Below are 13,024 nucleotides of genomic sequence, written 5' to 3'. Positions count from 1 at the left end.
TCCCGGTTACGCGGCGACTTTCTCGGCCGAGCCGTCGACCACCTGCGGCGCGCTCGCGGCGCTGGTAGAAATCGGAATGCTGCGCGGTTTCTTGGCTTCCGGGATCTCACGGACGAGATCCACATGAAGCAGGCCGTTCTCGAGCGAGGCGTTCTTCACCTGTACGAAATCGGCAAGCTGGAAGGCGCGTTCGAAGGCACGGGCGGCGATGCCGCGATAGAGCACTTCGGCCTTGGCGCCATTCTCGTTGGCGGCCTTCTCGCCCTTGATCGTCAGCGTATTTTCCTTCGCGACGATGGAGAGCTCGTTCTGCGCAAAGCCGGAAACGGCAACGCTGATACGGTATTCATTCTCGCCGGTGCGCTCGATATTGTAGGGCGGATAGCCCGGCGCTGTGTCACCTGTGCTCTGATCGAGCAGATTGAACAGGCGGTCGAAACCGACGGTGGAACGATAAAACGGGGTGAGATCATAGCTACGCATAGGATAGTCCTCCATTGAGCGACTGTTGCAATAACCCGCCCGCCATAAGGGCCGGGCTTTCGTGTCATGCAGCCTAGAGAGGCCTGCATGAAGCTGATATGGGAGGGGTCTGGCGGCTCGCAAGGGGGGCCGAAAGATTCGCGCCGACCTGTCTCCCGCCCTTGAAATCCCGCGTTTTTCGCCTAACCGGTCCCCCCGCCATGACGCTCGTCTCGATTCCCGCCAACCCCGTTCCCGAGGGCGCCGTGTCCGGCACCATCAAGACGCCGGACGGCGTCGAACTACGTTTTGCGCGCTGGGCGCCGACGACCGGGCGCAAGGGCACGGTCTGCGTGTTCAGCGGGCGCGGCGAATATATCGAGAAGTATTTCGAGACCGTGCGCGATCTGCGCGACCGCGGCTTCGCCGTGGCGATGATCGACTGGCGTGGGCAGGGGCATTCGTCGCGGCAGTTGCGCGATGGCCGCAAGGGCTATGTGCGCAGCTTCTCGGATTTCGAGATCGACGTCGAAGCCTTCGTGCAGCAGGTGGTGATGCCGGATTGCCCGCCGCCTTACTTTGCGCTGGCGCATTCGATGGGCGGCGCGGTGATGCTGCGCGTGGCGCATTCCGGCAAGCGCTGGTTCGACCGCATGGTGCTGTCGGCGCCGATGATCGATCTGCCGGGCCGCTCGACGTCACTGCCGGCGCGGCTGCTGTTGCGCGTCATGCGCTGGACCGGGCAGGGCGGCAACTACATTCCCGGAGGCAATGGCGAACTGGTCGGGACCTCGTCATTTCCCAACAACAAGCTGACCAGCGATCCCGTGCGCTATGCGCGCAACGCGGCGATCCTCGAAGAGGATCCGACGCTCGGCATCGGCTCGCCGACGGTGGCTTGGGCCGATACGGCGATCCGTGGGATGCACGGCTTTCGCGAGGCCAGCTATCCCGTGAAGATCCGTCAGCCGATCCTGATGCTGGCGGCCAGCAACGACCAGGTGGTGTCGACGCCGGCCATCGAGGAATTCGCCTATCACCTGCGTGCCGGCTCGCATCTGGTGATCGCCGGCTCCCGTCACGAGATCCTGCAGGAGCAGGATCGCTACCGGCAGCAATTCTGGGCGGCCTTCGACGCATTCGTGCCGGGCACGCCGCTGTTCAAGTAACGAAAGCCACTCATGCTCGGTATCCACGGCCTCTGGCTCTTCATCCTGTCCGGCATCCTGCTCAACATCACGCCGGGACCCGACACGGCCTATATCGTCGGGCGCAGCGTGCAGATGGGCTGGCGCGGCGGCGTGGCGGCGGCGCTCGGAATCAGTGCGGGATGTCTGGTCCATGTGTTCGCCGCGGCGGTCGGATTGTCGGCGCTGCTGGCGGCGTCATCTTATGCTTTCACCGCAGTGAAATGGATCGGCGCGGCCTATCTGCTTTACACCGGCCTGCAGATGCTGCGTGCGCGGGCATCGACAGTTTCGACGAACGAGGCCGCGGAAAAGCCGCTGCTGTCGCTTCGGCAGGTGTTCTGGCAGGGCGCCTTCACGAACGCGCTGAACCCGAAGGTCGCGCTGTTCTTTCTCGCCTTCCTGCCGCAATTCGTCGACGTGGATGCGCCCAGCAAGGCGCTCGCCTTCATCGTGCTTGGGCTGATCTTCATCAGCACGGGCACGATCTGGGGACTCGGCACGGCCATTGTCGCTGCGAAAGCCGCCAGCCGCGTCCGGCGATCCAGTCAGGCAATGGTGTGGATCAACCGCGCGCTCGGCGGCGTGTTCATCTATCTCGGCATCCGCGTGGCGATGCTGGAGACGCGTTAATTACTTCAGAATTTCCCACGTCTCGACGCCGGCCAGATAGACGCCGAGCAGCATCATCGCGATCAGGAACCAGCGGCGGAATTGGTCGGGATGCATCCGCATACGCACCATCTGGCCGATGAACATGCCGGCAAAGGCCATCACCATGGCAACGAGGCTCGACAGCGCTATGGAGGCATTCAGCAGACCGGCGCTGGAGAGGTTGAAGGCCTGTGCGAGAGTACAGACGGTGAAATAGACACCGAGTGCCTGGATCAGTTCGTCCTTTTCCATACCGATCGACTGCATGAAGGGCATCGACGGGATCACCTGCACGCCGGTGGCGGCAGCGACGACACCGGTGACAAGGCCGACGACGCCGCCGACCCACCCTTCGTTCTGTTTTGCGACGCTTAGCTGGAATTTCACGAGGCTGATGGCACCATAGATCACCAGCAGGATGCCGAGCACGACGGTGCCGTAGCGCGCATAGGGGCCGGTCATCAGCCCGCCGCTGCTCCAGATACCGAAAGCGGTGCCGAGCATCAGCGGCCACAGCCGGCGGATGATGTCGCGCAGATAGCCGCCGACGAAGGTCTGCCAGATATTGGTGACGATCGCGGGGGCGATGACGATGGCCAGCGCCTGCACCGGCGGCATGGCAACGGCGAGCAAGCCCATCGAAACGGTCGGGAGGCCGAGGCCGATGACGCCTTTGACGAAGCCGGCAAGAGCGAAGACTGCGGCGATCAGAATGAGTGAGGAATCGAACATGATGCAAGCACGTTGACCGATCGGCTGGACAGGCACAATGCGGAGGTTACGGAGATAGCCTTCGGATATAATGAAGGCTGGAGGGCCGGCGATGCACGCTGATCTGGTCGATCTCAGACTGTTCGTGGCGGTGGCTGAGGCACGCAGCATCACCGGCGGCGCGAGTGCGGCCAACCTGGCGCTGGCCTCGGCAAGTGCCCGGATCAAGGGGTTGGAGGCGACCATCGGCGTCCCGCTGCTGAAGCGCGGGCGGCGCGGCGTCACGCTGACAACGGCGGGCGAGAGCCTGCTCGGCCATGCCCGCATCATCATGCAGAATGTGGAGACCATGCGCGGCGACATGGCCGCCTATGCCAATGGCATGAAGGCCAGCGTATCGATGCTGGCCAATACGGTGGGGCTGTCCGAACATCTGCCGAAGGCGCTGGCGGCCTTCCTGCGCGAACACCCCAATGTCAGCCTCGAGGTCGAGGAGCGCGAGAGCGCCGATATCGCGCAGGCGATCGCCGCCGGCATCGCCGATTTCGGCTTCGCGGCCGAGCATACGCTGCCGGACAGTCTCGATCGTTTCACTTTCAGCGAAGACCGGCTGATGCTGGTGACGGCGCCGCGCAGCGACCTGGCCGGCCGTCGTCAAATCGATTTCCATGAGGTCATCGACCGCGACTTCGTCGGCCTCACAAATGCGACGGCGCTGCAAAATCACATCGGCAAATATGCAGCGCAACTCGGGGCACGGTTGCGGTACCGGGCGCAAATGCGGGATTTCGATGCGATGTGCCAAATGGCAGCAGCGGGGGTCGGCATTGCGATTGTGCCTGAAGTCGCGGCACGGCGCTGTGCACGGTCGACGGCGTTGGCGCTGATCCGCATTCGCGATCCCTGGGCGAACCGGAAGCTTGCGATCTGCTATCGCAGCCTGAAGACATTGTCGCGCCCCGCACAGCAAATGATCGCACATCTGCGTGCCGCAGCGCGGGCCTGACGTTTGGTCCCGGATTTGCGCCGCGGTCAGGGCTTCGGACCACGGCCGCGCTTGATCCAGCTACCGGTACATTGGCGATTGCACATTTAATGTCTGCCCCTTGGCTAAACAACGGGCGTGCTATTTTCAGCCACGGTGCGATGATTTTCAATGATCACACTGGAAAGGTCGTTTGCACGATGAGATGGACAGTGATTCCAGCGATTGCAGCCGCGGCGACCATTGGAGCTTCAGTTGCTCTTGCCGCAGGCTTTACGCTCCCCGCCCCGCCGAAAATCGCCTTTCTGTATTTCGCCGACAAGACCGATGGCGGCTGGACCCAGGCTTTCGATGAGGCCCGTCCGAAGATCGAGAAGTCGCTCGATATCCAGATTCCATTCGTCGAAAATGTCCCGGAAGTGGCGGGCCAGATCACACCAGCGGCCGAGCGCTTCATCCAGCGCGGCTACAACGTCATCATCGGCACCGCGTTTGGTTATTCCGATACGTTCAAAGAGCTGTCGCTGAAATATCCGAAAGTGGCGTTCCTCAACGCCTCCGGCACCACCAACGGGTCCAATCTCGAGTCGTTCTACGGCCGCACCTATGAGAGCCAGTATCTCTGCGGCATGGTGGCGGGCGCGATGTCGAAAACCGGAAAGCTTGGCTTCGTTGCGGCGCATCCGATCGGTCCGGTGAACTGGACCATCAATGCGTACGAGATGGGCGCGCTGAAGATGAACCCGAAGGCGACCGTGACAGTGGTCTTCACCGGTGCCTGGAACGATCCGGTCAAGGAGCGTGCTGCGGCATCAGCGATGGCCGACCAGGGCATTGATGTCATTGGCCAGCATGTCGATACGCCGACGCCGCAGATCGTTGCGCAGGAACGCGGCATCTACGGTACCGGACATCATCGCGACTTCCGCGAATTCGCGCCGAAGGCAACATTGTGCTCGTCGGTCTGGACGTGGGAAAAGTTCTTGGCGCCGGAACTGAAGAAGGTCGCCACCGGCAACTGGGAGCCCAACCCCTATGGGGCGTTCCCCGGCATCAAGGAAGGCGGCACCGATATCGCCTGCTGCAGCGGCGCGGTGCCCAAGGACGTCATGGACAAGGTGATGGCCGAACGCGATGCCATCATCGCCGGCAAGCAGATTTTCACCGGCCCGATCAAGGACACCGCGAATGTCGAGCGCGTTGCCGCCGGCAAGACGCTGGACGATGGCGGGTTGTGGAAAATGGACTGGTACGTGCCGGGGGTGATCGCCCAGAAATAGCGACGGCATCAATCGGTCATGACTTTGGCGCTGCAACTTACCGGCATCCGGAAGTCTTTTGACGGTGCGCTGGCTCTCGATGGCGCGTCCTTCGAGAGCCGCGCCGGCGAGGTGCATGCGTTACTGGGCGAAAACGGCGCCGGCAAATCGTCACTGATGAACGTTGCTGCCGGCCTTTACGCGCCGGATGCGGGATCGATCATCATCGATGGCGTTGCTGTCTCGCTGAAGGGGCCGGCCGATGCCCGCTTGCATGGCATCGGCATGGTGCATCAGCATTTCAAGCTGGTGAAGCCCTTCACCATCGCGGAGAATATCCTGCTGGCGAACCGGCGGCCGCATTTCTCGTCGGGAATTCTGGACATCCGCGCTGCGATCCGCAAACAGGCGGACGAACTCAAATTCGATATGGATCCGGACCGTCGCGTCGGGACGTTGACAGTAGCGGAGCGGCAGCAGGTCGAGATCGTCAAGGTACTGGTCGGCGGCGTCCGTATCTTGATTTTGGACGAGCCAACGGCTGTGCTGACCGATGTGGAGTCCGAAGGTTTGCTCAAAATCGTCCGCCGGCTGGCGCAGTCCGGCACCGCGGTTGTGCTGGTGACACACAAGCTCCAGGAGGTGAAGCGCTATGCCGACGCGGTCACTATCATGCGCGGCGGCAGGAATGTCGCTACGCTCGATCCGCGCCAGGCCAGCGCGGAGCGTCTGACCGAACTCACGGTGGGACAAACCGTGGCGCTGCCCGCGCGCAGTCAGCATCCAGGCGGACCGACGCGGCTCAATGTTGGGGCGCTCTGCTACGCGCGCGGCGACGGTCGCGTCATGCTGAACAACGCCAGCTTCCACGTCCGGGGCGGTGAAATATACGGTCTCGCCGGCGTCAGCGGCAACGGCCAGGCTGAACTCGCCGAAGCCTTGATCGGTGCCAATGAGCCGACCTCGGGCGAAATCTGGCTCGACGGCGTGGGTGACTTCAGCCATGCCAGCAACACCACGCGCCGTGAGGCAGCCATCGCTGCAATCCCTGCGGATCGTTACGCCTACGCATTGGCGGGAAGCCTGTCGATATCAGACAATTTCGCCATCGCCCATATTCGCTCCGGCCGCTATGGCAGTGTTGCCATGGTCAATCGCTCTGCGATGCGCAAGGAAGCGATGGCGGCTGTGAAGGACTACGACGTGCAGGGCGTCCGCAGCGTCAGCCAGAAGGCATCGCTGCTGTCCGGTGGCAATGCGCAGAAGCTCGTCATTGCCCGCGAGTTCAGCCGCGAGCCCAAGGTGGTGGTGGCGCATAGTCCAAGTCGCGGACTGGACGCGCGAGCCTGCGCGGCGGTGCATCAGAGGCTGATCGCGGCGCGTGAGCGTGGTGCGGCCATCGTGCTCATCAGCGAAGACCTCGATGAAATTCTCAGCCTGTCCGACCGCATCGGGGTCATGACCAAGGGCGTCGTGGTTGCCGAATTCGAGCGGCCCGCTGATCGTCAGGCGATCGGGCGTGCTATGGTCGATCATGCATGATGTTTCCGGCCAGCCGGCCGATCCATTGATCGCACCGTCGTATCGGTTCGGTCGTATCACGCTCGACGTGCGCCAGAATCTGTCGCCGTGGAAGCAGGCCGTCTTCGTCGGCGGATCGCTGGTCGTTGGCCTGGCGATTTCGGTCGGCATCCTCGCCATGGTCGGTATTTCACCGGTGGCGCTCGGCTCTGAACTCGCCAGCGTGCTCTCGGCCGAAAGCCTGCGTAGCGTGCTGGTACAGGCCGCGCCGCTGGTGCTGGTCGGGCTCGGCGCCAGCCTGGCGTTCAGGATCGGCTTCTGGAATCTCGGTATCGAGGGCCAGATGATCTTTGGCGGCATCTTTGCCGCGGCGGTCTCGATCTACGAGATCGGCCCGTCCTCGACGCGGCTGCTGCTGATGGGACTGGCTGCGGCACTTGGCGGTGCACTCTGGGTGCTGCTGGTGGCATTTCTCAAGACCAGGTTTCGCGTCAACGAGATCATTGCCACGCTGCTGTTGAATTATGTCGCGATGTATTTCCTGTTTCATCTGCTCTACGGCGTCTGGCAGGATTCCAAGACCGCCTTCCCGCAATCGACGCCTTTCCGGCCGTTCGAGCGGCTTGGCGACGTCGGCTACGGTATCAATGGCGGGCTGGTCATCGCCATTGCCGGCGTGTTGGTGGCCGGCTGGCTGCTTCATCTCAGCCGGATCGGATTCTACACCCGCTTCATCAGCGCCAATCCGCGGATGGCGAAGATTGTTGGCGTTCCCGTGCAGACCATGATGGTGGGCCTGATTGCTGCCTCCGGTGCCTGCGCGGGTCTGGCAGGCTTCGTCAATATCGCCAGCCAGGAGGGACGCCTGACGCAGTCGTTCTCAAGCGGCTATGTTTTTTCCGGCGTGCTGATCGCCTTCCTGTCGCGCAACGATCCCATCGTGGTCGCGGTGGTCGGTTTCCTGATCGCGGTTCTCTTCATTGCGGGGCAAACACTACAGGTGTTTTACCAGATCCCCTTCACCATGGTGCAGATGATCGAGGCCATCATCGTGATTGCGGTGGCGTCTTCGGAATTCCTGATCCGGCACCGCGTGCGCTGGATTCGCTAGCGCATGACCCCGAAAAGTGGAAACCGGTTTTCGGCTCGGATCATGCCCGGGAAGACGTATGCGAGTCTCCGATGAACGACTTTCTGATCAACTGGATTGCCAATGCCCCGGTCACCGCGGTGCCCTATGCGCTAGCTGCGCTCGGCCTGATCATTTCCGAACGCTCAGGCGTGCTGAACCTGACCGCGGAAGGGTTGATGCTGATCGGTGCGCTGGCGGGAGCTGGGACCTGCCTGACGCTCGGCGGGTACCCGGCGCTGGCTCTCCTGGTGGCCATGGTGGCCGCCAGTCTGGTCTCGCTGCTGTTCGCCGTGCTGGTGGTGGTGTTGCGCGTCAATCAGGTAATCGCAGGATTATCCATCGTGTTCTTCTGTCAGGGTCTGACCGGCCTGATCGGTACGATGGCGAAATGGCAGAACAAGCAGATCGCCGGCCTCGGCAATCTGAATATCTGGCCGCTGTCGGAAATCCCGGTCATCGGCCGGATATTCTTCGTGCAGGATCCCATTGTCTACCTTACCGTCCTGATCTTCCTTGCCGTCAACTTTGTGCTGTTCAGGACGATGCTCGGGCTACGGCTGCGCGCCGTCGGCGAAAATCCCGCCGCCTCGGATGCTGCCGGCGTCAGCGTATCGCTGCATCGGATTCTGGCCATCCTCGCCGGCTCATCCCTGATCGGTCTTGCCGGCGGCTACATCTCGGTGGTCAGCGTCAAGCTATGGGTGACGGGCATGTCGGGCGGTCGCGGCTGGATAGCGGTGGCCCTGGTCGTGTTCGCGCGCTGGGCGCCGTGGCCGGCGCTATGGGGCGCGCTGCTGTTCGGCTGCATCGAGGCGGTGATCCCGCGCATTGCTGCCGCCGGCATCCGCGTGCCCCAATATCTGATGCTGATGCTGCCGTATCTCGCAACCATCGGCGTGATGATCTGGGTCGGTGCCAAGAACCGTCGCGATAGCGAGGAACCCGGCGCACTCGGCCAGCCGCACGTGCGGGAAGAGCGGCGATAGCCGCATCCTTGTTTGAGGAGGAAGCCATGCAGATTTACGTCTACGGCAAACCGCGCGACACCGGCCAGGAATTCGAGGACTACCTCGACCTGAAGAAAACCGCGGTGGTCTCCATCGATATGCATCGCGGCCATCTCGATGATTCGCCGGATTGTCCCTGCCCGGCACCGCGCGCCCGTGACGTGGTGGCGCCGATCGACGCCTTCCACGAGCGGGCCCGTGCGCTCGGGGTCCCGATCATCCACGTCCGCTCGGTACTGCGGCGCGGTGGTGTCGATGACATCAAAGGCATCAGCTCGGCGTGGCGGCGCACCTTTCCGCTACATGTCGGCGGGATTCCGAACAGCGATGCTCATGCCATCGAGGGGTCGAAGTGGACCGAGTTCGTCACCCATGTCGGCCCCAATGACCTGATCGTCGAGACCAAGAAGCGATTGTCGGCCTTCTATCCCACGGATCTTGACTTCCTGCTGCGCAACATGCGGGTCGAGACCATCGTGCTCGATGGCGGCTTCACCGATTGCTGCGTGCTCAATACTGCTTTCGATGCCAGCAACCACAATTACCGGGTTATCGTGTTGCGCGACCTGGTGCGCGGCACCGATGACCACCTGGAAGCCGCTGCACTGGCGATGGTGTCGCTGCATCTTGGCCTGGTGACAGATTCCAGCGATCTGCTTGGCGAATGGGACAGACGTCAGGCAGTCTGACGAGTGCAAAACGCCTGCATCAGGGCGGGTCTTGATGCCACCGGCCTTGCCAATGCCCTCGATGCCGAGCGGATTGGTCAGCCCTGAAGCAGTTTCAGCGCGGCCTCATGCACGCGCGGGTCGCCTGCAGCGACGATGCGGCCACCGTTCTGCGCGGGCTTGCCCTCCCACGTTGTCACCACGCCGCCGGCGCCGGTAATGATCGGGATCAGGGCTGCGATATCGTAGGGCTTCAGCTCGGTCTCGATGACGAGGTCGAGATGGCCAGCGGCGAGCATGCAATAGGAATAGCAATCGCCGCCGTAGCGCGTCAGCCGCACACCTTTTTCGACGTCCTGAAATTTCGCGCGATCGGCGTTGTTCATCAGCCGCGGGCTGGTCGTAAACAAAGTCGCGTCTTTCAGCGATGCGCAACGGCGCACGGCAAGCCTGCGGGTGGTGTTGTTGGCGCCCTGGTAGCGCGCCGAACCGCTGTCGCCGCTGAAGCGCTCGCCGATATAGGGCTGGTGCATCATGCCATAGACCGGTGTGCCCCGATGCAGCAGCGCGATCAGCGTGCCCCAGATTGGAAAGCCGGAGATGAAGGATTTGGTGCCGTCGATCGGGTCGAGCACCCAGACATATTCGGCGTCTTCGCGTTCGGTACCGAATTCCTCGCCAACAATGCCGTGCTGGGGGAAGTTGGCCTTGATCAGCCGGCGCATCACCGCTTCGGCGGCGCGGTCGGCTTCCGTGACCGGGTCGAAATCGGTGCTGTTCTTGTTGTCGATACTCAGCGAGGTGCGAAAGAACGGCAGGATGGTCTCGCCCGACGAGGTCGCAAGACGACCAATGAAGGCGTTGAAGTCGATGACCGTCACGGAGAGGTCCTTTGTTGCGGCTGCTGGATGGGGACGTGTCGCTTCCTATACAGCGCAGGGCAACGACTCGCATCTGCGGTGATCGAAATCTCTCTGCGATTCCCCTAAGCCACAGCACTGAATCGGATTGCGATTTCCCTAAGATTTCTGATGTCCGGCATCAGAAATTGGCCAATAGAATGAATTTGAGATCATTTCTTAAATAGGTCAAAGCTACTGTCATTTCTATATCGCATTGATTCTGCTAATAGAAATTATGACGCCTATGCCTGAACGGTGCGATCACCATGCGAAATTTGCATGGAAATTTGCCCGAAAACTCTTGCACTTGGTGCGTCGCGGCTGCATATTGTTGCGGTGCGGTAGCGCTTGCGCTATCGCTGCCCTCCTTGGGCGTTTCCTCCCTAGACTTGGGCCGCTTGCTATCGCAAGCGGCCCTTTTTTCTTGTCGGAGGAGTTTTGCATCACGGCGTGCCGACGTGGCTGCCGGCGATTGTCTTTATGTTGCCTGGCCTGCTCGTCGCCTGGCACCCCGACAGCCTCGGGCCCATTGCGACGTCAGTCGTCAAGCAAGACTTATTCGGCTGAGAACCTCAAGCCGGTGTCCACGTCGTGACGGTTACTTCAGCGACCCGTTGATCTCGGTGAACTTGCCGTTGAGGTTGGTGCCGAGGCCGTTGACGACGGCGATGATGGCCAGCGAGATGCCGGCGGCGATCAGCCCGTATTCGATCGCAGTCGCTCCCGATTCGTCCGACCAGAATTTCTTGATCATGTTCTTCATGTTCTCTCCTGCCATTTTACGCGGTTCCAATCCGCGGAACCACGCTGGTGGGGATAACCTAAAGTTGTATTAATCCCGGTGGTAAAACTCTGCCCCATCTCTAAATCCAGCGAAAATTGACAATTTGTCGCAGGAAACAAGCGCTGCCGTGACCCGGCGGTCACGGTTCCAAATCCCCCATCTGATTGAGTGAAGGTTCGAACCCCGGCGAGATGTTTGGCCCCGGCCTATTCGGCGGCGGCCTGGAACGGGCCGAGGCTGTCCAGCGGGATCTTCGCCAGCGCATCGGCTAGAACGGTAAAATCGGCAGCAATCTGATCGAAGCGCGCTGTCCTCTCACGGCGGCGTTCGTCCATATAGATCGCCCGGTTCAGCTCGATCTGGATGGCGTGCAGTCCGCTGGCCGGGTTGCCGTAATGCTCGGTAATGAAGCCGCCGGCATAGGGCTTGTTACGGCCCAGCGAATAGCCGAGGCCGCCGAATGTGCCTTCGACCACCTCGGCCAGGATAGTGGCGCAGCTAGTGCCATAGCGGTCACCGACGACCACGTCCGGGCGGCGCGGCTCCTCACGGGAAATTCCGATCGAGGGCATCGAGTGGCAATCCACCAGGATCACCGTGCCGAATGTCTGGTGCGCCTTGTTGATCAGGCGGCGCAGGGCGCGATGGTACGGCTTGTACAGCGCCTCGATCCGGGTGAGGGCGTCATCGACGTCGAGCCGCTCGCGATAGATCTCCTGGCCGTCGCCAACCACCCGGGGAATCGTGCCGAGGCCGCCGGCGACCCGCATCGAGCGGGTATTGGCAAAACTGGGCAGGCGGCCGTTGAACATCCGCGGATCGAGCTCATAAGGCTCGCGGTTGACGTCCACATAGGAGCGCGGGAAGTGCACCCGGACCACCGGGAAGCCGCGATCGCTTAATCCCGCGATCAATTCGTCCATGAACGAATCTTCCGAGCGGCGCAGTGCCGTCACGTCGATGCGGGACGCACTGAGAAACTCCGCTGGATAGACCGAGCCGGAATGCGGGGAATTGAAAATGATCGGGGCGCGCCAGTTGGCCGGCTCGACGATCTCGAAGGGAGGCGACAGCTCACCGTCAAACTGGGTCATCGTCGCGCATCGTCCCTGCAGCCGCGTTCTTCGGTCTGCCCAGTCTGGCAGAAAACCGGTGCTTTGTGAGGCTGCATTGTCGATAACGGAAACAAGTCTGCCAAGTTAAAAACCTTCCGCAGGCGCGGCGATCGCGAGAAACGCGCTCATTTGTTGTGTTTCACGACGTTCTGGCGCACCATCTTGAGACGCTTATGCACAGTCTGTGCTGATCACCTTCACCCGAAATTTACCAGACCTCGGGCTTAGTGGGCGAACAGGTCCTCTCATTCGGGTTCGACATCCAACCGCCATGCACAAAATCCTTCTCGCAGAAGACGACAACGACATGCGCCGCTTCCTGGTGAAGGCGTTGGAAAACGCCGGTTTTCAGGTGTCGCACCACGATAACGGGATGTCAGCCTATCAGAGACTCCGCGAGGAACCCTTTGAAATGCTTCTAACGGACATCGTGATGCCGGAGATGGACGGGATCGAACTGGCGCGCCGCGCCAGCGAACTCGACCCAGACATCAAGATCATGTTCATCACCGGTTTCGCCGCCGTGGCGCTGAATTCCGACTCGGAAGCGCCGAAAAACGCCAAGGTCCTGTCCAAGCCGGTCCACCTGCGCGAATTGGTCAGCGAAGTGAACAAGATGCTGGCGGCCTGAGGGCAG

At 61.7% G+C, this 13,024-nt stretch carries 14 protein-coding genes; 9 read left to right on the top strand and 5 right to left on the bottom strand.

Annotation, left to right across the window (positions count from 1 at the left end; all coding sequences use genetic code 11):
- Positions 1-6: 6 nt before the first annotated feature.
- Positions 7-483 (bottom strand): Hsp20 family protein, encoded by a 477-nt coding sequence (locus SFY93_RS29215; RefSeq protein ID WP_320445558.1) that lies wholly within the window; start codon positions 481-483, stop codon positions 7-9.
- 200 nt (positions 484-683) lie between these two features.
- Between SFY93_RS29215 and SFY93_RS29210 the strand changes: the two genes are divergently transcribed.
- Together SFY93_RS29210 and SFY93_RS29205 are read left to right on the top strand one after the other, a co-directional pair.
- Positions 684-1,631 (top strand): alpha/beta fold hydrolase, encoded by a 948-nt coding sequence (locus tag SFY93_RS29210; protein WP_320445557.1) that lies wholly within the window; start codon positions 684-686, stop codon positions 1,629-1,631.
- A 12-nt stretch (positions 1,632-1,643) separates the two neighbouring features.
- On the top strand, positions 1,644-2,282 hold the full coding sequence (locus tag SFY93_RS29205; protein ID WP_320445556.1) for a LysE family translocator: 639 nt from the start codon (positions 1,644-1,646) through the stop codon (positions 2,280-2,282).
- Here the strand turns inward: SFY93_RS29205 and SFY93_RS29200 are convergent, their stop codons facing one another.
- Positions 2,283-3,035, bottom strand: coding sequence for a sulfite exporter TauE/SafE family protein (locus SFY93_RS29200; RefSeq protein WP_320445555.1), 753 nt, complete (start codon positions 3,033-3,035; stop codon positions 2,283-2,285).
- A 91-nt stretch (positions 3,036-3,126) separates the two neighbouring features.
- Between SFY93_RS29200 and SFY93_RS29195 the strand changes: the two genes are divergently transcribed.
- From SFY93_RS29195 to SFY93_RS29170, 6 genes are all read left to right on the top strand, one after another.
- Complete coding sequence (locus SFY93_RS29195; protein ID WP_320445554.1) at positions 3,127-4,020, top strand: LysR substrate-binding domain-containing protein; 894 nt, start codon at positions 3,127-3,129, stop codon at positions 4,018-4,020.
- A gap of 191 nt (positions 4,021-4,211) precedes the next feature.
- Positions 4,212-5,279: a BMP family ABC transporter substrate-binding protein gene (locus tag SFY93_RS29190; protein ID WP_320445553.1), complete on the top strand. Its 1,068-nt coding sequence runs from the start codon at positions 4,212-4,214 to the stop codon at positions 5,277-5,279.
- An 18-nt stretch (positions 5,280-5,297) separates the two neighbouring features.
- Positions 5,298-6,800, top strand: coding sequence for an ABC transporter ATP-binding protein (locus SFY93_RS29185; RefSeq protein ID WP_320445552.1), 1,503 nt, complete (start codon positions 5,298-5,300; stop codon positions 6,798-6,800).
- Positions 6,793-7,890, top strand: a complete 1,098-nt coding sequence (locus tag SFY93_RS29180; protein ID WP_320445551.1) for an ABC transporter permease — start codon at positions 6,793-6,795, stop codon at positions 7,888-7,890. Before SFY93_RS29185 ends, SFY93_RS29180 begins: the two co-directional genes overlap by 8 nt.
- A gap of 71 nt (positions 7,891-7,961) precedes the next feature.
- A complete protein-coding gene (locus SFY93_RS29175; protein WP_320445550.1) occupies positions 7,962-8,897 on the top strand; it encodes an ABC transporter permease in 936 nt (311 codons plus the stop codon).
- A 26-nt stretch (positions 8,898-8,923) separates the two neighbouring features.
- The gene (locus SFY93_RS29170) at positions 8,924-9,607 is read left to right on the top strand and encodes a cysteine hydrolase family protein (protein WP_320445549.1); all 684 of its coding nucleotides are present in this window, start codon (positions 8,924-8,926) and stop codon (positions 9,605-9,607) included.
- A gap of 77 nt (positions 9,608-9,684) precedes the next feature.
- Here the strand turns inward: SFY93_RS29170 and hisN are convergent, their stop codons facing one another.
- The 3 genes from hisN to SFY93_RS29155 all read right to left on the bottom strand — a co-directional run bounded on the left by hisN (position 9,685) and on the right by SFY93_RS29155 (position 12,366).
- On the bottom strand, positions 9,685-10,467 hold the full coding sequence (gene hisN / locus SFY93_RS29165) for a histidinol-phosphatase (protein ID WP_320445548.1): 783 nt from the start codon (positions 10,465-10,467) through the stop codon (positions 9,685-9,687).
- Between the two features lie 619 nt (positions 10,468-11,086).
- Positions 11,087-11,251, bottom strand: coding sequence for a Flp family type IVb pilin (locus tag SFY93_RS29160; protein ID WP_175367776.1), 165 nt, complete (start codon positions 11,249-11,251; stop codon positions 11,087-11,089).
- 227 nt (positions 11,252-11,478) lie between these two features.
- Complete coding sequence (locus SFY93_RS29155; protein ID WP_320445547.1) at positions 11,479-12,366, bottom strand: N-formylglutamate amidohydrolase; 888 nt, start codon at positions 12,364-12,366, stop codon at positions 11,479-11,481.
- A gap of 292 nt (positions 12,367-12,658) precedes the next feature.
- Between SFY93_RS29155 and cpdR the strand changes: the two genes are divergently transcribed.
- Positions 12,659-13,018, top strand: a complete 360-nt coding sequence (gene cpdR, locus SFY93_RS29150) for a cell cycle two-component system response regulator CpdR (protein WP_015669438.1) — start codon at positions 12,659-12,661, stop codon at positions 13,016-13,018.
- Positions 13,019-13,024 lie beyond the last annotated feature (6 nt).

Source organism: Tardiphaga sp. 42S5, from assembly GCF_034044155.1.
Lineage (GTDB): Bacteria > Pseudomonadota > Alphaproteobacteria > Rhizobiales > Xanthobacteraceae > Tardiphaga > Tardiphaga robiniae.
This window is presented reverse-complemented; position numbering and strand designations above follow the sequence as displayed.